Origin of the sequence: Niabella beijingensis (assembly GCF_020034665.1) — a bacterium.
Lineage (GTDB): Bacteria > Bacteroidota > Bacteroidia > Chitinophagales > Chitinophagaceae > Niabella > Niabella beijingensis.
On the sequence record NZ_JAIQDI010000002.1, the window covers coordinates 1,864,914 to 1,882,967 of the forward strand.

General features: G+C 45.8%; 12 protein-coding genes. 3 read left to right on the forward strand and 9 right to left on the reverse strand.

The window, feature by feature from the left end; all coding sequences use genetic code 11:
• Positions 1-11: 11 nt before the first annotated feature.
• Complete coding sequence (locus K7B07_RS23850) at positions 12-3,137, reverse strand: SusC/RagA family TonB-linked outer membrane protein (RefSeq protein WP_223713056.1); 3,126 nt, start codon at positions 3,135-3,137, stop codon at positions 12-14.
• A 472-nt stretch (positions 3,138-3,609) separates the two neighbouring features.
• Between K7B07_RS23850 and K7B07_RS23855 the strand changes: the two genes are divergently transcribed.
• The 3 genes from K7B07_RS23855 (at position 3,610) to K7B07_RS23865 (ending at position 6,591) form a co-directional block, all read left to right on the forward strand.
• Entirely contained in the window at positions 3,610-4,365 is a 756-nt protein-coding gene (locus K7B07_RS23855) for an energy transducer TonB (protein WP_223713057.1), read from the forward strand.
• A gap of 9 nt (positions 4,366-4,374) precedes the next feature.
• A complete protein-coding gene (locus tag K7B07_RS23860) occupies positions 4,375-5,697 on the forward strand; it encodes a hypothetical protein (RefSeq protein WP_223713058.1) in 1,323 nt (440 codons plus the stop codon).
• A 150-nt stretch (positions 5,698-5,847) separates the two neighbouring features.
• On the forward strand, positions 5,848-6,591 hold the full coding sequence (locus tag K7B07_RS23865) for a hypothetical protein (RefSeq protein ID WP_223713059.1): 744 nt from the start codon (positions 5,848-5,850) through the stop codon (positions 6,589-6,591).
• Positions 6,592-6,726: 135 nt separating this feature from the next.
• Here K7B07_RS23865 and K7B07_RS23870 read toward each other — a convergent pair whose 3' ends face one another.
• The 8 genes from K7B07_RS23870 to K7B07_RS23905 all read right to left on the reverse strand — a co-directional run bounded on the left by K7B07_RS23870 (position 6,727) and on the right by K7B07_RS23905 (position 18,034).
• Entirely contained in the window at positions 6,727-7,257 is a 531-nt protein-coding gene (locus tag K7B07_RS23870; protein WP_223713060.1) for a hypothetical protein, read from the reverse strand.
• Between the two features lie 250 nt (positions 7,258-7,507).
• Positions 7,508-10,237 (reverse strand): beta-galactosidase GalB, encoded by a 2,730-nt coding sequence (gene galB, locus K7B07_RS23875; RefSeq protein WP_223713061.1) that lies wholly within the window; start codon positions 10,235-10,237, stop codon positions 7,508-7,510.
• A 58-nt stretch (positions 10,238-10,295) separates the two neighbouring features.
• Positions 10,296-11,348: a glycoside hydrolase family 43 protein gene (locus tag K7B07_RS23880; RefSeq protein WP_223713062.1), complete on the reverse strand. Its 1,053-nt coding sequence runs from the start codon at positions 11,346-11,348 to the stop codon at positions 10,296-10,298.
• A 34-nt stretch (positions 11,349-11,382) separates the two neighbouring features.
• Positions 11,383-12,843: an MFS transporter gene (locus K7B07_RS23885; RefSeq protein ID WP_223713063.1), complete on the reverse strand. Its 1,461-nt coding sequence runs from the start codon at positions 12,841-12,843 to the stop codon at positions 11,383-11,385.
• A gap of 10 nt (positions 12,844-12,853) precedes the next feature.
• Positions 12,854-13,957, reverse strand: coding sequence for an endo-1,4-beta-xylanase (locus tag K7B07_RS23890; protein ID WP_223713064.1), 1,104 nt, complete (start codon positions 13,955-13,957; stop codon positions 12,854-12,856).
• Positions 13,958-13,985: 28 nt separating this feature from the next.
• Positions 13,986-14,732, reverse strand: a complete 747-nt coding sequence (locus K7B07_RS23895; RefSeq protein ID WP_223713065.1) for an SDR family NAD(P)-dependent oxidoreductase — start codon at positions 14,730-14,732, stop codon at positions 13,986-13,988.
• Between the two features lie 9 nt (positions 14,733-14,741).
• Positions 14,742-16,955, reverse strand: coding sequence for an alpha-glucuronidase family glycosyl hydrolase (locus tag K7B07_RS23900; protein ID WP_223713066.1), 2,214 nt, complete (start codon positions 16,953-16,955; stop codon positions 14,742-14,744).
• A 44-nt stretch (positions 16,956-16,999) separates the two neighbouring features.
• Positions 17,000-18,034 carry a LacI family DNA-binding transcriptional regulator gene (locus tag K7B07_RS23905; RefSeq protein ID WP_223713067.1) on the reverse strand — a complete coding sequence of 345 codons (1,035 nt, stop codon included), beginning with the start codon at positions 18,032-18,034 and terminating at the stop codon, positions 17,000-17,002.
• Positions 18,035-18,054 lie beyond the last annotated feature (20 nt).

Consider the following 18,054-nt stretch of genomic DNA (forward strand, 5'->3'; position numbering starts at 1 on the left):
ATCGGTTTAGGTTAAAAAGTTACGTTCAAACCAACAGTGATCACCCGCTGCTGGGGATAGAATTGCCCCTGCTGCTGGCTGGCTTCCGGATCAAAGTCTTTCATTTCCTTTGTCCAGGTCACCAGGTTTTGCCCGGAAAGGTATACCCGTATGTTCTGCAACCGGATACGCTGCATGATATGCGGCGGGAGGGTGTAACCTACTTCGGCCGATTTCAGCCGCAGGTAATTTACCTTCCGCAGCCACCAGTCAGATACCTGGCTGGTGTTCTGGCTGGGTACGGACAACACCCGGGGATAACGTGCATCGGGGTTTTCCGGTGTCCAGTAATCGAGTGAAGCTGCAAGCGCCGAGCCGCTGTTGTAGAACGGCCATGCCGCCTGCTGATCCAGGTAAAAACTTCCGGCACCGGCACCCTGGAACAGTACGTTCAGGTCAAACCCCTTATAAGTGACCGAGGGCGAAAAGCCATAGATCAGCTGGGGTGTGGGTGTATTGCCCATGGCTTTCTGATCATTGGCGTCGATCTTATTATCGCCGTTTACATCTTCATACCGTATATCGCCCGGTCGCAGCGTGCCGAACTGCGCCACGGGGTATTCGGACGGATCAATGATACCATCGCCGTTCTTATCATCGCTTTGCTGAAACAGGCCGAGGGCATGGTATCCGAAATAGGTATTGATCGGCCGGCCGGTCTGTCTTCGGTTTGGATTGTCATAAGTGGCCGGCAGCTCGTAGATCTGTACGTATTTATTTTTTGCATAGGTAATATTCGCATTCAGCCCGATCCGGAGATCCTTGTTGACCGCATAAACAGAACCCATGCTCATATCAAACCCATGATTGCTTACCGCGGCGGAGTTCGTCTGTGGCAGGCCGATCCCGTATTCTGCCGGTACCTTGTTCTGGTTGGCGATCAGTATATCGTTCCGTTTCTCCGTAAAATAATCCGCCTCGATGCTGAACAATCCTTTCAGCACCGACAGCTCAAAACCGATATTGGTCTTCTTTGCTTTTTCCCAGGTGATATTAGGGTTGGCAGGAGATGTCTCCCGTAATCCCTGTGTGCTGATCGTACCAAACACGGCATTATTGCCCAGCAGCTGGTAAGCGCTTAAATACTGGAAGGGTGCCAGCTCCGTGCCGATATAAGGCAGGGCACCGCTTTCACCATAAGAACCACGGATCTTTAAATTATCCAGCCAGGTAATGCCTTTCATAAATCCTTCTTCCGACAGGCGCCATCCGGCAGAGAAGGCCGGGAACAACTGGTAACGCTGGCCGGGTGCAAAAACAAAATGCCCGTCGTACCGGCCTGAAGCTTCAAACAGGTATTTGTTATCGTAAGCGTAAGTAGCCCTGAAGATCATACCGCGTTGTTTTGTTTCGCTGGACATGCCGCTGTTGGAGATATCATTGGCATTGGAGCTGCCGTTGTTCAGCTCGGGAATGGGCACATTATAATTCACGCGCTGTGCGCCTACATTGGTGAACTTTGCGTTGCGGGCTTCCAGTACCAGCGTGGCGCCTACATTACTTTTGCCAAAACTGTTGTTGTAGGTAAGGTACCCCTGATACGTAAAGGATTGCACCTGCGAAGAGAATACATTAAAAGAAGGTTTCTGCGGACCATCAGACCCCACTTTGGTAATGGTATAGGGCGAGGTGGTAGTATCCGTGATTGCATAATAAGGAATGGGTGTGGCCCAGGTCTTTACCGTGCGGCCATCCGGGTCGTTGAAGTCGTAGCTGAACACCACTTTTGCCGTCAGTCCTTTCAACGGCAGTTTCTGTTCCAGGCTCACCTGGGTCAGCATGATCTGGCGCAGGTCCTTGGCATAGCCGCTTTCATATACGTTGCCATAGGCAGAGCGGCCTATATAAGACCCCCAGAGACCATTGCTGAACAATACGGGTGCTACGGGCGGCGTGCGGTACAGCTGGTAAAAGATACTTGAAGCGGAAACCGCCGGGAACTGCCGGTCCTCCACCCGGCCATTGAGCGATATGCCCATCTTGGTAGTATTGGTCACCTGCATGTCGATATTGGAAGTAAGGTTATAGCGTTTAAAATTGGTGGTGCCCCACATACCATCCTGTGTGAGATAACCCAATGCACCGAAGTATTTTATTTTTTCACTTCCTCCGGATATGGACACATTATGGCCCATCATCGGTGCATTCTTATTGATAAGTGTATGCAGCGGATCATTGACCGGGTACAGGTCCGGATCGGAACCATCTTTGAATTTCTGCAATGCATAGGGGCCGTAAACCGGCGCTGCGCCTTCATTTTCAGCGGCGGCATTCCGCATCACCGCATAATCATAAGAGTTCACCATACGCGGTAATTGCGTGGGATTCTGCCAGCCGTAATAGCCGTTATAGGTCATCTGTGCCTTGCCGCTGGTGCCGCGTTTGGTGGTCACCAGTATCACCCCGTTGGCACCGGCCACCCCGTAGGGTGCAACGGCGGCCGCATCCTTTAATATGGTGAAACTGGCCACGCTGTTGGGATCCAGCTGCTGGAAACTGCGCGGCACCCCGTCTACAATAACCAGCGGTGCGGTATTACCGGTGGTGCTGAAACCGCGTATCAGTATCGACGCGCCATCATAACCCGGCTCCCCGCTGCCCTGTTTAAAGATCACGCCGGGTACGCGCCCTCCCAGGGCATTGGCAAGGTTGGCTACCGGCAGGGCGGCGATCTCCTCTCCTTTTACAGAAGATACGGCTGCGGTGAGCGAGGTCCTTCGCTGCGTGCCATAACCGATCACCACGACCTCATCCAGTTTTTTATCCCCGGTTAAAAGGGTAATCGTAAGTTGACTGCGATCACCCACGGCTACTTCCTGAGGCGCATAGCTTACATGGTTCACAGAAAGCGTTGCATTTCCATCCGGTACAGTGATACGGAACTTCCCGGTAGTATCCGTTATCACGGCCTGGCTGCTACCTTTTACCTCAACTGTAGCATTGGCAACCGGCTGGCCTTCGCTGTTGACGACGGCACCGCTAATTGTTCTGGAAGTTTGCGAAAATGCAGGAAAGTACATCAGTAATAATAACAGGCTCAACCATTTCAGAGGGGGCCTGAATGAGCAACAAGAGGGCACGGCAATACTGTTTCTCATGATGGCGATTTGATTTCGTTTAAATAAAGTGGCTAAGCAAATCTAATCGTATTTAAAGGCCATTAAAATGGATACTTTCCCGAAAAGATGGAGGATATTATGATTGCCGCGATACACTGCCCGTATTTTTTTTCCGCCTGTAGGTCCGTCAATGTCAGGCCCTGCACCATCCTGCTTCAATAAGAATGCTCCCTGCCGGGTATCCCGGACATGGATATTATTTCTTTTTTTAATTTTTCGCGGCTTTAATTATCTTGCAGTCAATAATTGTCTTATGAAGAAAAACATCCTTATCATTACCGGCCTCCTGAGCCTGACGCCTGCAGTATTGCAAGCACAGCATGTTGAAAAATATTTTGACCTGCACTGAAAAGAAACCCAGCCTGCCAAAGCCCGTTATTATACCGATATCCGGAAAACGGATTCGGGGTGGCTGCGCAAGGATTATTTCATCCAGGAAAAACACCTGCAAATGACCGGACTGTATAGCGACGAAGCGAACAAGATCAAGAATGGCAGGTTTCATTATTATCATCCCAATGGTATCATCCGGAGTACCGGAACATATCATGACAATAAAAAAACGGGCCTGTGGCTGCAGTATCACAACAACGGGATGCTGGCGGATTCTACATTTTACAAAGAAGACAAGCAACAGGGACTGAGTAAAAACTGGTCCCCGGACGGTTATATAACCGACTCCACTTTTTTCCGGGCCGATGGCAGCGGAGTACAGGTGGCCTGGTTCACCAACGGCAGTCCCTCCATCGCCGGTTTGTATGGACCGGGGCAACAAAAAACAGGAAAATGGAAGTATTACCACCGGAACGGCAAGCCCAGCTCGGAAGAATATTATAAAAACGACAAACTGATTGACAAAAGATTTTTTAATGAAGACGGAACGGCTAAAGCGGACACCACCAATCCAGAAAAGAACGCGAGCTTCCCCGGCGGTCAGGAGGCCTGGAGGAAATACCTTCTAAAGAATCTTTATTTTCCTTCCCAGTACAAACTGCAAAACGCAGATCAGGCCACAGTGGTTGTTTCTTTTATTATAGATGAGTCAGGAAAAGTGGCAGAAGCGTACGTAAGTGATCCCTTCCATCCGGCCTTTGATGCCATTGCGCTCCGGCTCATTCAGAAATCACCGGATTGGATACCGGCTATTGATCAGCATAACCGGCATGTAAAAGCATACAGAAAACAGCCGGTCTCTTTCGTACAATAACCCTTGACTATGTCGGCACTACGTTTTCTTCTAATTATTATTTTGCTTGGCAAAGCTACTACAGGCCCTGCCCAAAATCTCTTTCAGTCAATTTCCTTTTCAACGGCATTGGGAAAAGCGGCCCGGGAAAACAAACTGATCCTGCTGTATTATGAATCGGATCAATGTGAGGCCTGCAATACCAATCTGGATAAGGCCTTCTCCTCAAAGACACTCTATCAAAAAATAAAAAACGCATTCATACCGGTTAAGATCAGCGCTAACAGCAAAGACCGGATGTACATCCGGCAGCTCTATGATATTACGGGGCATATGGGCCTCTTTTTTATCGACAGTACAAAGGAGCTCGTCTATTCCAACCCGCAGCGGAAAGAACCAGGGGCGAACCTCGATGCCCTGCTGGACGAAGCGCTGAAGCACGCCGCAAGCAGGAAGACCCTTGCAGAAAAGGAACGGCGTTATTTTAAAAGCAATACCAGGAACCGGGACGACCTGGAAGCGCTGATAATAGCAAAGAGCCGGCTGGACCAGCCTACCGGGCTTCTGCTGGTGGAATACCTTCATCTCATACCTAAAGATTCTGTAAACACCCTCCGCACCATCCAGTTTGTGGCACGACAGGCACCCGTGCTGGGATCGGTGGCCGACCAGACCATCCGGAAAAGCTCCCGCTTCGATACGGCCTGGTACGATATGCCGCTTCCGGAACGGATTGCGATCAACAAAAAGATCTTTAAAAAATCGACCCGGATCGCCGCTGATAATGCCGATGAACCGCATGCCCGAAGCATTGCAGCATTTGCCGCACAGACCTATGACAACGAGCAGGGAAAGCAATATATACGGGATGTGGTAATGATGAGCTATTACCAGCAAACAAAAAATCCGGAAAAATTTATGGCGATCGCTGTTGATTTTTATGACCGGTATGCCAGTTCCATTCCACCTGTGGCGGGAGCCGCAACAACCGATATAACGGATACAACAGACCTTCCGGACGCACTTAAGAATATAAAGACCGCTACCGTCGTCAATGCGATACCGTCTACCTTTGCATATTATCTTTACACCACCGCCTATTATTTTTACCGTAACGATACGCAGAACAGGTACCTGGAGCATTCCCTGGCCTGGACCAAAAAAGCGCTGGACCTGTACCCGCATTACAATATCCTGCACCTTTATGCGCTTTTTCTTTACAAAACAGGAAGGAAAAACGACGCGATTGCTTATGCCACGCGCGCGATAGAAAAAAGCACACGGGAAGGATATCCGAAAGAGGAATGGAAAAAAGAACGGGAAAAAATGCGGAAAGGGCTGCCTCTTGAATAATTAACGGCTTCCCTGCCAGATAAACGGATATACCTGGTTTGCATTAATTTATTGTATAATTTCAACAGAAAATCCGAGATACGCTTTGAGACGGGCTTTACACGATTATTCAACCGCTCATTTCATGAGCTCAAACAGAAAAACTGCAATATGAAAAAAATCTTCTTATCGGTGTTTATATCAACGGCATTTAGCCTCCCTGCTATTGATGCCTTATCCCAGAATACAGACTTTAACCTTATTTCGCAAATTCCTAAAGACACGACCTTGACCTTTAGTCTTGACTATAAAATTTCCAGACCAAGACTTATTTATCCTGACTGGGATCACGATTTTGATCGCTTTTACAGCTTTCTGACACCGGCGCTTCGTAAAACACAGGCAGCGCTAAGTCATAATGACAAAGGCATTATCACAACGATAACACCAAATTCAATTATACCTCATGCACAACTCGATACCCTTACAATAGTGAATGATGTACAAAAACTAATCGGGACCTGGAGAATGGTTAGCTTCCGCTCCGTAAGATATAATGATTCAGTATATCTTCCCACAAAAACATACTACCGGCTCGACGATGTTCTCCTGGCAGAAAAAAGTAAAGACGAAGCTTTTGCTGTTTTCACAAACAATAATTTTACCATATATGCAAAAGAAGCAGGTCATACTAAATTCAAGAAGGTAATGTCAGCAAAATATGTCATAGAAAACAAACGGTTTATAATGGCGTATAAGCTGATAAAGGCAGGTGCAGGAGTTTCACAATTTGGAATTGATGAAAAAGGGTTTTTGATCTTGAATTATCCTGCGGTAATTGAAAAAATAAAAAAGGGGGAATACTTCTCGTATTACGCGGTGATAAAACAATACATTTTTCAAAAAGTAAACTAAGAAAAAACTACATGGGGCAGCGGGTGTAAGGTCGCTAAAAAAATAATGAAAAACTATTTTCTGCTGAACTATTCACGTCCGTTGAGAAGAAAACGGGAAAAGCCTTAGAGGCAGCACTAAATCTTATAACGCCACTTAGTAAGTTTCAATAGCTGAAATTTCCGTTCGGATATAGAAGGCATTAAATTCATAACCAGGTGTTCCGGCATTCGTATGCTCTACCAAAATTGGCTTGCCACTGAAAACCACATCCGTCCCTTTTTTCAGTTTACTTAATTTTTTATAAACGGCGCCGTTCTTTGGGATCGGCTCCCAATCTACAAATGAGAAAAAATCCTGATATCCTGAATCGAAAGTATTCTGAATACCGATCCGCATCATAACAGTATCTTTAGGATACGATTCCACCTCATCTAAATCCAATAGTGTAAGCAGGCCCGTCCACTTCTCAATCGTATCGATCGCCCTTATTTTCTGCGTATATGCTGACTTGAGCGCTTTGATTCTTTGTTCGTTCTTGCTGTTTAACTGGGCCTGGCGATTAAAATCCTTTGTTAGTTTCAATAAAATTTCCTGCGCCGGTTTTTTATCGGGTTTCCGGCCACAAAAAGAAATCGATAATAATAAAAACGGGAAGAGAATAAATACAAATCCTTTATTTTTCATATTCAGGTTTATAGTTTCATACTTTGCTCAGAAAGCGAATATAATATAATACTGATAGACCGGGAAATTATCCCCACCGGACTTTGTATTATTAAAGCTGCCCGGATCTTATCGGCAATCTTTGGTCTGTAAACTTCAGAAAGCCGGTTAATAAACATTGTATTAATGTTATTCACCCGAAGCTCCGATGCCGCAATTCCGTCTGATTCGTCGCCTTTTCAAACAGCATCTTTGTGCAATTGCACTTCCGCTACCGCAACTGTATTAACAAAGACGCGGGTTGCAGGCCTTCTGAAATAGCTTTAACGGTAAGAATGCCTTTTTTATTGACTCCTTTTACGATCACCAGGGCACAGCCACTCAATGCCTTTCTTTTCTTTGAAGGGAACGCCACTAAATCTGAAGGATCGCCGTTATCCGTTGCTACCACTTCACCAGGCCCCGACACTTCGAACTGAATGGTATTGTCTGCATAGGGCACGCTGTTGCCCTGATCATCCAGTACAGTAACCGTAATAAATGAAAGATCGTTCCCATCATCCTTAATGTTACTCCGGTCAGCTTTTAACTGCAATTGAGCCGCTTTACCGGCTGTCTTCACCACATCCGTGGCCCATTGCTTTCCGTTCTTATACGTTATTACTTTGAGCTCCCCGGGCTTATATACGACACCATCCCATCGCAGGCGATATTCATAATCTGCTTTCTTTTTTCTGCCTAATGATTTTCCATTCAGAAACAATTCGGCTTCATCACCCGACGTAAATACATGAACCGGTGTTATTTTTCCGACACGATCAGGCCAGGTCCAATGTGGCAGAATGTGTGCCATTGGCAATTCCGGCTTCCATCTTGACTGATAAAGATAGAAGCGGTCTTTCTTAAAGCCGGCCAGATCAATAATACCGGAATAAGAACTCCTCGCCGAATAATAAGGTGTTGGTTCCCCCAGGTAATCCCAGCCGCTCCATACAAATTCACCGGCCACATATGGATTGTGATCCTGTGCCGCAAAGACCTTATCAGCTGAGGAACCAAACTGAGCCGTATACAATTCATAGGCGCTTACAAACTGACTGACGGGGTTCCCTCCGGAAGTGTCACTTACCGGCGCGCTTATACTCATTGTTACAGGAAAAACATACGTGCCCCGGGTACTTAATGCAGAAGCCGTTTCACTGCTTACAATGAGCTTACCCGGAAACTTTTCATGAAAAGCCGGATATAAAGGAGAGGTACGTATGCCTTTTAAATGCGCATAAGCATCCGCATCCCTTATGCCCTCCCCCTGGTAGTTAAGACTGATAAAGTCCGTCATCTGGGCAAATGGCATATCCGGTTTGGCATAGTTCATCGATGCAGCGGCAGGCCTTGTAGGGTCTTCATCTTTCACAATGTCGTGCAGCTTACGGGCTATAACAGCGCCTTCTGCTCCTGTGTATTGCTCCCCTACTTCGTTACCAAAACTCCATGCAATTACCGAGGGATGATTTTTATCGCGGCGTACGAAAGACCTTGCATCTGCTTCGTACCAGTCGGAGAAGATCAAATGAAAATCCAATGGTGTTTTACCTTTTTCCCAGCAGTCATACACTTCGTTAATTACCAGAAAACCCATTCGGTCTGTAAGATCCAGCAACTCCGGCGCCGGCGGGTTGTGCGCCAGGCGTATGGCATTACAGCCCATTTCCTGCAATATCTCCAATTGCCTTTCGGCTGCCCTTACATTGAAGGCCGCACCCAAAGCACCCAGGTCATGATGCTGATTAACGCCCCTTATGCGCACAGGCGAGCCATTTACATAAACACCTTTTACCGGGTCAAATTTTATATCCCTGATACCGAACGGGGTTTTATACGCATCTGACGGCTTCCCGTTTACATACAACCTGGTAACAGCCACGTACATATTGGGCTTCTGCTGCGGAGAAGGGCCCCAGAGCAACGGGTTATCGATTGTAACCGAAGCTTCAATAGTGCCCTTACCACCCGCATCAATATTAGCAGCGGCACGGGCAAAAACGGCCACCTTCTTACCCGTATTTTCTAACAATGTATCCAATAAAAAAATTTCTGTTACCGCCTGCACATGCTGTGTTTTGGTGGAAGCATTCCTGATCTGTACCGACAGATCTATAATCGCGGACGAAGAAGAGACTTCCCGTGTTTTGATAAATGTCCCCCATTGCGCTACATGTACGGGATCTGTTTTGGTGATCCATACATTCCTGTATAAGCCGGCACCGGGATACCAGCGCGAAGAGTTGGCAGGATTATCTAATCTGATTGCCAGCTGATTATCTTTTCCAGGTTTCAGATATGGGGTAAGATCAAGCCGGAAAGAATTATAACCATAGGGCCAGCCACCAACAAGGATCCCATTGCACCATACCATCGCATAACTCATCGCCCCATCAATATCCAAATATATAACCTTACCAACATCGCCCTTATCAAGGGTAATTTTTCTCCTGTACCAGGCAACGCCCTGTATGGGCAACCGCCCCATACCTCCACCTACTATTACCGGGTCCCCTTTATAAAAAGGCCCGGTAATGGCCCAGTCATGTGGCAGGTTTACAGGCTGCCAGCTTTTATCATCATAGTTATTTTGTACAAAAGAAAAATCCCTGCCCGGATAACCAGCTGGTCTTTTGTGATGCTTTGCAGGATCTTTGATAAAATCGTTGGCAGCAGGCAATATCCACTTTTTTAAAGCTCTTTGTGACGTAGCCACATAACCAGATTCCGAGGCTCTGGTATCGGCCACTTTATTATCATTGCGATCGAAGATTTCCGGCCTTTCATCATATATCAATGTATCGGAAGCTTTTTCAAACCGCATAAACCGCCAGCCATCATTAATGCTGATGCGTTTGCGGGGACTACTGCCATTTAGATCCTTTAGCTGGCTGTTGGCCTGCAGCAACAAAAAGTAAAAAACAAAAAATAAAAATGACCGGGTCATAAAAACTTTCATATTAGTATATTGAAAATTGAATCCATCAGTTACTATTCAGGCGATCGACAATTCCATATCAGGCCAGCACGTTCAAATCATTATAGGGATGAATTGTCTTTATAAATCCGTTTTCATCGTGTATTAACCGGACCATTTTAATGCTGCGTAAATGCGTAATACCTTTACTCAGACTGCTGTCATGATAGAACAGATACCATTCGCCGGAAAATTTACAAACGGAATGATGCGAGGTCCATCCCACTACGGGATTTAATATTCTGCCGGAATAGGTGAAAGGTCCATAAGGATTGTCGCCAATGGCATAACAAATAAAATGCGTATCACCCGTTGAATAGGAAAAATAGTACCTGCCATTGTGTTTATGGAGCCAGCTTGCTTCGAAAAACCTTCTTTCGGTGTCGCCCTGTAATAAAGGCTGCCCCTGTTCATCAAGTATGACCACATCCCTGGCCGGTTCGGCAAACTCCAGCAGGTCGTCAGTTAGCTTTGCAATTTTTGCACACAGGGCCGGCTGGTCATCAGCCGGCAAATGGGCAAACGGACTTTCCGGATCCGCAGCGTTAAAACTGCCGCTGCGCCAGCGTTGCAGCTGCCCGCCCCATATACCGCCGAAGTACATATAGTAGCTTCCATCCTCCTCTTTAAAAACAGCGGGATCGATCGAAAAGCTGCCCTTTATGGCTTCTGCCTGTGGCTTAAACGGCCCGGTTGGCACATCGCTTATGGCAACACCAATTTTAAAAATACCGTCATAGCCCTTTGCCGGGAAAAACAAGTAGTATTTTCCGTCTTTTTCCTGTGCATCGGGCGCCCACAACTGTTTTTCGGCCCAGGGCACATTGTTTACGTGCAGCGCAATACCGTTATCAACCGCTTCGGATGCGGGGGTATCCATAGAGATCACGTGGTAATCCTCCATGGCAAAATGGCTGCCCAGGTCATCGAATGCATCCCCGGCATCTATATCATGTGAAGGATAAATATATATCTTCCCATTGAACAGGTGCGCCGACGGATCGGCAGTGTAAATATGCGTTACCAGCGGTTCTGAGATGGCTTTACTGTTTAGCTCATCAAAATTCAAATGCTCAATGCTTTCTTCCGGCATAGTTATAATAATTTCGACTGTTTATTACTCAATATTAAAAAGAACGTTTTTGCTTCAGATCTGATTCTATCTGTCCTTCCATTTTCTTATCAATAGTATAAAAAAACAATAATCCGCAGGCAAGGAAAAACGGGATGGACGGAAATATACTCACCAGCATTCTGGCACCTGTGGCAACCGTAGCGGGCTGTACTACCTGCTGTTTCCCTTCCACAGAAATATATCCGTAATGCCCGATAATAGAGGCTACCAATGCACTGCCAACACTTAGCCCTACTTTCAGCCCGACCATCATCGCTGAGAAAATTATGGCAGTGGCCCTGCGGTTATTTTTCCATTCCGAATAATCCGCCACATCAGCAATCATGGCCCATAAAAGCGGAGTGCTGATCCCATAAAAAAAGCCATGCAGGATCTGGGAAAAAAACATCAATCCAACAGACTTAGGCGGATAGAAAATAAAGAAAAGTATGAATAATGTTGAAAGGAATAGTGAAGTGAGGAATACATCCCGTTTCCCATACTTATCCGCCAGCTTTTTAGAAACCGTGATACCGATAATCATCATGATAATCCCCCCTGCATTAAATAACCCAAAGCCGGCAGATCTCGGATCTTCTCCAAAAAAATTCATACCAATGAGGTTAAAAAAATCGGTAATAGGCGAAATAAAAAGCTCAAGGCGCTCTTTGTCCACATAGTTATTGAAATAATATACATAGGAGCCTCCCTTTACCGCCAAAGTAATAAAAACAAGTGTGGTCACCAGCAGCATAATGATCCAGGGTCTGTTTTTGAACAGGTCTTTTAAATCTTCTTTCAGGCCAGACTCCTGTTCCGCTGTAGGAATAACCCGCTCCCTGGTAGTGAAAAAGGTAATCAGCAGCAATACAGTACCGATGATGGCCAGCCAGGTCATTACCGTTTCAATCCCCGCAGCTTTATCTCCCTTCCCTACCGCTAAAATGATCGGAAGCATGAACACCTGCACAAAAAACTGGGCGAACATTACCGCTACAAACCGGTAGGAAGAGATGCTGTTTCTTTCGCTCATGTTGCCGGTAATTACACCACTCAGGGCAGAATAGGGCAAATTATTGGCAGCATATAAAAGCAATAACAAAGAATAGGTCGCTGCTGCATAGATCATTTTTCCTTTATAAGAAAAATCCGGGGTGCTGAACGCTAACAAAGCACATATACCCAGTGGAATGGCAGTAAATAAAATCCAGGGGCGAAATTTGCCCCATTTCGACCGCGTCCTGTCTGCTATAGCACCGATAACCGGGTTAAAGATAAAACCGGCAACCAATCCTACTACAAGTGTAATTACGGATGCATCTTCAGGTTTAAGCCCGTATATATCGGTGTAAAAAAAAGCCAGGTAGGTGACTAATGTCTGAAATACCAGGTTCGCAGCAAGATCACCCAGGCTGTAGCCGGCCTTTTCAATTATTGAAAGTTTCTTTACCTGCGCAGGAGCATTTGTACTCATTGTATAAATATTATCTTTTACTTGCTGCTATTACGCTATAAAATGCGGGTTTGGGCTTACCGTTCCTGTCAAACAAAAGCGGGTAATTGGTTCTGCCGGGTATGGGCCAGTCATTCAGCCAGCTTTGCCCATCATGCACGCCCCAAAAGGTAACGCGTGCTATTTTATCTTTATGCTTGAGCAATAATTTAAAAAGTCGCCCGTAATCATCCGCTATTTGCTTTTGTACAGTTTCGGGCAGCTCCTTCACATAGGGATTGGAATTGGTTTCCGTTTTCATCTGCTGGCTGACTTCGGCACCTGTAAAATTGCGGGGCAGCACTTCAATATCCAGTTCAGTAATAGCCACTTTTATGCCCAAGGCCGCATACTCTAATATACTTTCTTCGATCTCCTTAAAAGGAACTTTACCAACATGCCAATGGCCCTGTATACCTACACCGTCTATTCTGACGCCCGCCTGCTGGATTTTCTTTATAAGGGCGATGCAACCTGCGCGTTTTTCAGGCTGTTCATTATTATAATCATTATAATATAAATCGGTACCAGGAGAAACCTCATTTGTCAATTTAAAAGCATCCGCTATATAATTATCACCAAGCTTATTTAAAAAGGGGGATTTTCGCAGGGTACCGTCTTCATTTAGTGCTTCGTTTACTACATCCCAGGATTGTACTTTACCGCTGTAACGGCCTGCCACTTTCCTTATATGATCGGTAAAAAATGTACGAAAAGAATCAACGCTTTCTATACTCCGGGCAAATGCGGGCATCTGGCTATGCCATATCAGCGTATGACCGTTTACCTGGAGATGGTGTGCTTTTGCAAAATCTATAAATCTGTCAGCCCTGGAGAAATCATATTCTCCCCATGCAGGTCTTAACTCTTCCTCCTTCATAATATTTTCGGGTGTAATCGTATTAAACTGCCGGGAAATCAGGTTGAAGGCAGCAGGATCTTTCCCTTCAACCTGTTGCCAGCTTACTGCTGCGCCTATCAAAAAGTCATTTTTATACATGTCTTTTAAGCTCGCGGTAACACTTCTTATCTGCCTGGTTCCCGCGCAGCCACTTATAAGGGCTGCTGTTATAAAGAAGGAAAATAATTTGTTCATAGAAAAATATATTCATTGATGATTAGAATTAGAAGCCAATACTATTGCCGCCATCTACAGGCAATGTAATGCCGGTAACATATTCCGCGGCATCACTTGCAAGGTAAAGCGCCGCCCGGGCGATGTCCTCAGGCTGCCCCATTTTGCCCATTGGGGTACGGGCAAATACCCGTGCCTTACGATCGGGATCACTGTTCAGGGCTTTGTCTGTCATGTCTGAATAAATAAATCCCGGAGCTATCGAATTAACCCGGATACCCCCGGGCGCTAATTCCACGGCCATTGCCCTTGTCATTCCGTCAACGGCTGATTTGGAGGCGCTATATGCTATCACTTTGGGTAATCCATATAACGCCGCCATAGAACTGATATTGATGATACAACCGGAACCAGCCTGTAACATGTATTTTGTCACCTCCCGGCTCAAAGCAAACACTGCATTCACATTTGTATTCATTATTTTCTGAAACTCCTCATCGGTTACCGTTTCAAAGTCCTTCTTCATATTAATACCCGCGTTATTGACCAGTATGTCAATGCGTCCAAACTCCTCGGCTACCGTATCCACGAAGGCAGGTATAGCGCCAAAATCAGTTATATCCAGTACTTTTGCATGACATAAGCGATCAAGATGTTCTCCGGCTTCTTGCAGTTTACCGGCATTCCGCCCCACAATAATGGTTTCAATATCATTTTGCAGAAATTTGCGGGCAATCGCATTCCCCAGGCCCGAGCCGCCACCCGTTACAATTGCAATTTTTCTTTTAGGTTCCACGGTATCTTTTTAGTTTACATTATTAATACCCGGGGCAAGGGGAAACCTGAGACGTTTATAATCGTCCAGGCTTTCACGAGGTGGTTCGTTTTGCCCCGGTATTGGTTGTTTCGAAAATGTTTGAAAATATAATAAACACGCATTCCGCCACCACACAGCTTCTTTTTCCTGGATCTTTAAAAGCATTCGTACCTGTTCAAACCGTTGCCGGTCCACATACTTCCTGAGGCCGTCCCATTGCTGCTCCATCCATCTTACTGCGGCTGCTCCAGCGTAATATTTATCGCAAAGTTCCCCCCAAAGGGTCTTGCCACTTTTCATTCTGAAATTCCAGGGAACATGATGGAACCACAGTATAAACTTTTCATCGCAGGTGTTCCTGTTACCCCATTGTTGTTGTACCCGGGGCGCATATTGTGCCAGTGCATTGCTACCGGTTGCTGTTCGGTCAAATCCTAAACCCGTTTGATCCGCTTTGTGATAATAAACCGGGTTCCAGTCTGCCCTTCCCGCGTTGGCAACCCAGGGTGCAGGCCCGTAGTGGTGCCCGGTCCCCATAATATGATGCAGTCCTAATGGTGTCATATAATTCACTGCCGCTTCGCGGGAGCCCATCATGATATCTTTTACTTTTGCGACAAACTGTCCATCGTTGGTAAAGGTTTGCTTTAACCATTCTTCTGCAATCTCCTCCGATGACAGATCATGGTTCCACGCGAGCCTGCCGAAGGCATACCAGTTTGCCTGGCCAAAGGGATGTGCCGTCCAATTAATATCATTTCCAATATTTGCCACGCCCGCTATAGCCGTAATCGTACTGCGTTGCAATGAACCATCAATCACCTTTGCAACAGTTGATCCCTCTCCCCTGATATAGGTATCTGCGTTCAGGCATTCTTTAAACAAGGGCGCCTCATAAACCAGGTGCGTTCCCTGTCCCAGGTATTCCTGCGTCAACTGGAACTCCAAGGCGAGGTTGGTTTGAGGCATAGCGCCCAGTAAGGGCGAGAAGGGTTCCCGGGGCTGAAAATCAATCGGACCGTTTTTTACCTGCACCAGCACATTTTTCCTGAATTTTCCATCCAGCGGCTTAAACTCATCGTAAGCCTGCTTGAACCGGTCTTCGGCAGCTATGTCGCTGCTATGCCCGGTGGCGCCTTCCGAAAAATGTTCTTCTTCTTTCTGTACCCGGGCGTCGTAAACAAAAGCGCGCCACATTACCATACCCCCATGTGGCGCCAGTACATCGGCAAACATATTTGCTCCATCGGCATGTGTTCTTCCATAGCCCTGAGGGCCCGGTTGCCCTTCAGAATTCGCTTTTATCAAAAAGCCACCAAAATCAGGAATCAACTCGTAAATGTCATCACATTTTTTTGCCCACCAGTTTTTCACTTCAGCGTTCAGGGGGTCTGCTGTTTTTAGCCCGCCGATCTCTACCGGTGCGTTGAACTTTGCGGTTAAATATACTTGGATACCGTAGGGTCTGAATACATCTGCAAGCGCCTTCACTTTTTCAAGATACGGCCTTGTTAATACAAGGGAATTGGCATTTACATTGGTCAGTACTGTTCCATTAATTCCTATGGAAGCATTTGCTCTTGCATAATCGATATAACGCTGATCTATATAACCCGGTAACGTATGCCAGTTCCATATAGAAATGCCAGCGTACCCCCGCTCTACGCTACGGTTTAAATTATCCCAATGGTTCAGCACCCGGTGCTGAATTTTAGGAACACTTACTATTGAAAGTTCATCAATGGATTGAAAGGTCTGTATTAAACGTAAAAATGCAAAGGTTCCATATAAAACACCGATATCAGTATTGGCCGCAATCATCGTTATTTTTTTGCCATCATTCTTTTTCGTAAGAATCGCATAGCCCTCTTTGCCCAGATTAAAATTAACCGAGCGCAGCAACCGATTTATCACCGGTGAGGTTTGCGGTGTTCCCAGTACTACAGTTTTGTCCCCTGCCTCCTGCTGATCTGCAATTTTAGCATCCAGTAGATGCTCTAACGCTGACTGGAGTTCCTTTTTTGCGATCATTAAGGTAGCGGAGGCCTCGTGCGCAGCAATACCAGAGATATTGCTCCTGTATTGATGAAGCATTGCTGCATTTTCTATCTTATTATACCTCAGCCAAAGTCGATAACCATCTTCTGCGCGGCAAACACCGGAGAACATCAGCAATGCGAAAAACAAAAAACTTCTTTTCATAAAAACTTTTGAGCGCATCCGGGATGGAATAAAAAAATTAAGCTTTATAACTCTGTTCTTTTTAACGAAGACTGGCGAATGATTAGTCCCGAGTTAATAATTACGGTGTCGATCTGTTTTATATCGCTTGTACCTTTTAAATGATTGATGAGCGCCCGGGCGGCAACCTCTCCCATTTCAATTCCGGGATAATTGACAGTAGTAAGCGAAGGTTCGATCAGATGTCCTATGGCATCGTTATTAAACCCGACGACTGCAATATCACCAGGCACCCCAACATTATGTTCCTTTAAGGTTTTTATAAACGCCGCGGCCACAAAATCATTGGTAATAAATACACCATCGGGGACGGGATTCATCTCAAGGATTTTCTTAGCAGAAACAATACCGGCGTTTTCACTTAAATTGTCGATCAGTACCAGATTTTCATCAAAGGGCAGTCCTGCATCCCGCAATGCGTCCCGGTAGCCCCTGTAACGGTCCGCATAGACATTCCTGGCCAAATTAGAGCTGACATGCGCGATGTGTCTGCATCCCTGTCCGATTAAATGCCTGGTCGCTTCATAACCACATTTATAATTATCGATTACCACCACGGTGTTGCCATTGCCTTGCTCCACGCGGTCGAAAAAGACAACCGGTACTCCTTTATCCGAAAACCATTTAAAATGATCATAATTTTTCGTATCAAAAGACAAAGCCGCAATCAGGCCGTCAACCCGTTTATTAAAGAGGTTTTTGGCATTTGCCACTTCTTTTTCATAACTTTCTGAAGAGTGGGCTATGATCAAATCATAACCTGCTTCTGTTGTTACTTTTTCTACTCCTAATAAAACCGAATTGGCAAAATTGCTGTTCAGCTCATGGATCATAAATCCAATGGTATTGGTTACCTGTTTACGTAGGCTACGGGCAAAATAGTTCGTCCGGTATCCCCTTTTTTCAGCAAGTTCATAAATCTTCTTTTTTGTTTTTTTGCTGACAACAGGATCGTCTTTCAATGCCCTGCTGACCGTTGCAACAGATATATTTAATTCATCTGCAAGATCATAAATAGTAACTTCCTTCTTTACTGACATACAGCATTCATTTAAACTGT

Bases quoted from the DNA above. Each gene is read 5' to 3' on its own strand.
- K7B07_RS23850 (WP_223713056.1), bottom strand. From the start codon at position 3,137: ATGAGAAACAGTATTGCCGTGCCCTCTTGTTGCTCATTCAGGCCCCCT.
- K7B07_RS23855 (WP_223713057.1), top strand. From the start codon at position 3,610: ATGACCGGACTGTATAGCGACGAAGCGAACAAGATCAAGAATGGCAGG.
- K7B07_RS23860 (WP_223713058.1), top strand. From the start codon at position 4,375: ATGTCGGCACTACGTTTTCTTCTAATTATTATTTTGCTTGGCAAAGCT.
- K7B07_RS23865 (WP_223713059.1), top strand. From the start codon at position 5,848: ATGAAAAAAATCTTCTTATCGGTGTTTATATCAACGGCATTTAGCCTC.
- K7B07_RS23870 (WP_223713060.1), bottom strand. From the start codon at position 7,257: ATGAAAAATAAAGGATTTGTATTTATTCTCTTCCCGTTTTTATTATTA.
- galB (WP_223713061.1), bottom strand. From the start codon at position 10,237: ATGAAAGTTTTTATGACCCGGTCATTTTTATTTTTTGTTTTTTACTTT.
- K7B07_RS23880 (WP_223713062.1), bottom strand. From the start codon at position 11,348: ATGCCGGAAGAAAGCATTGAGCATTTGAATTTTGATGAGCTAAACAGT.
- K7B07_RS23885 (WP_223713063.1), bottom strand. From the start codon at position 12,843: ATGAGTACAAATGCTCCTGCGCAGGTAAAGAAACTTTCAATAATTGAA.
- K7B07_RS23890 (WP_223713064.1), bottom strand. From the start codon at position 13,957: ATGAACAAATTATTTTCCTTCTTTATAACAGCAGCCCTTATAAGTGGC.
- K7B07_RS23900 (WP_223713066.1), bottom strand. From the start codon at position 16,955: ATGAAAAGAAGTTTTTTGTTTTTCGCATTGCTGATGTTCTCCGGTGTT.
- K7B07_RS23905 (WP_223713067.1), bottom strand. From the start codon at position 18,034: ATGTCAGTAAAGAAGGAAGTTACTATTTATGATCTTGCAGATGAATTA.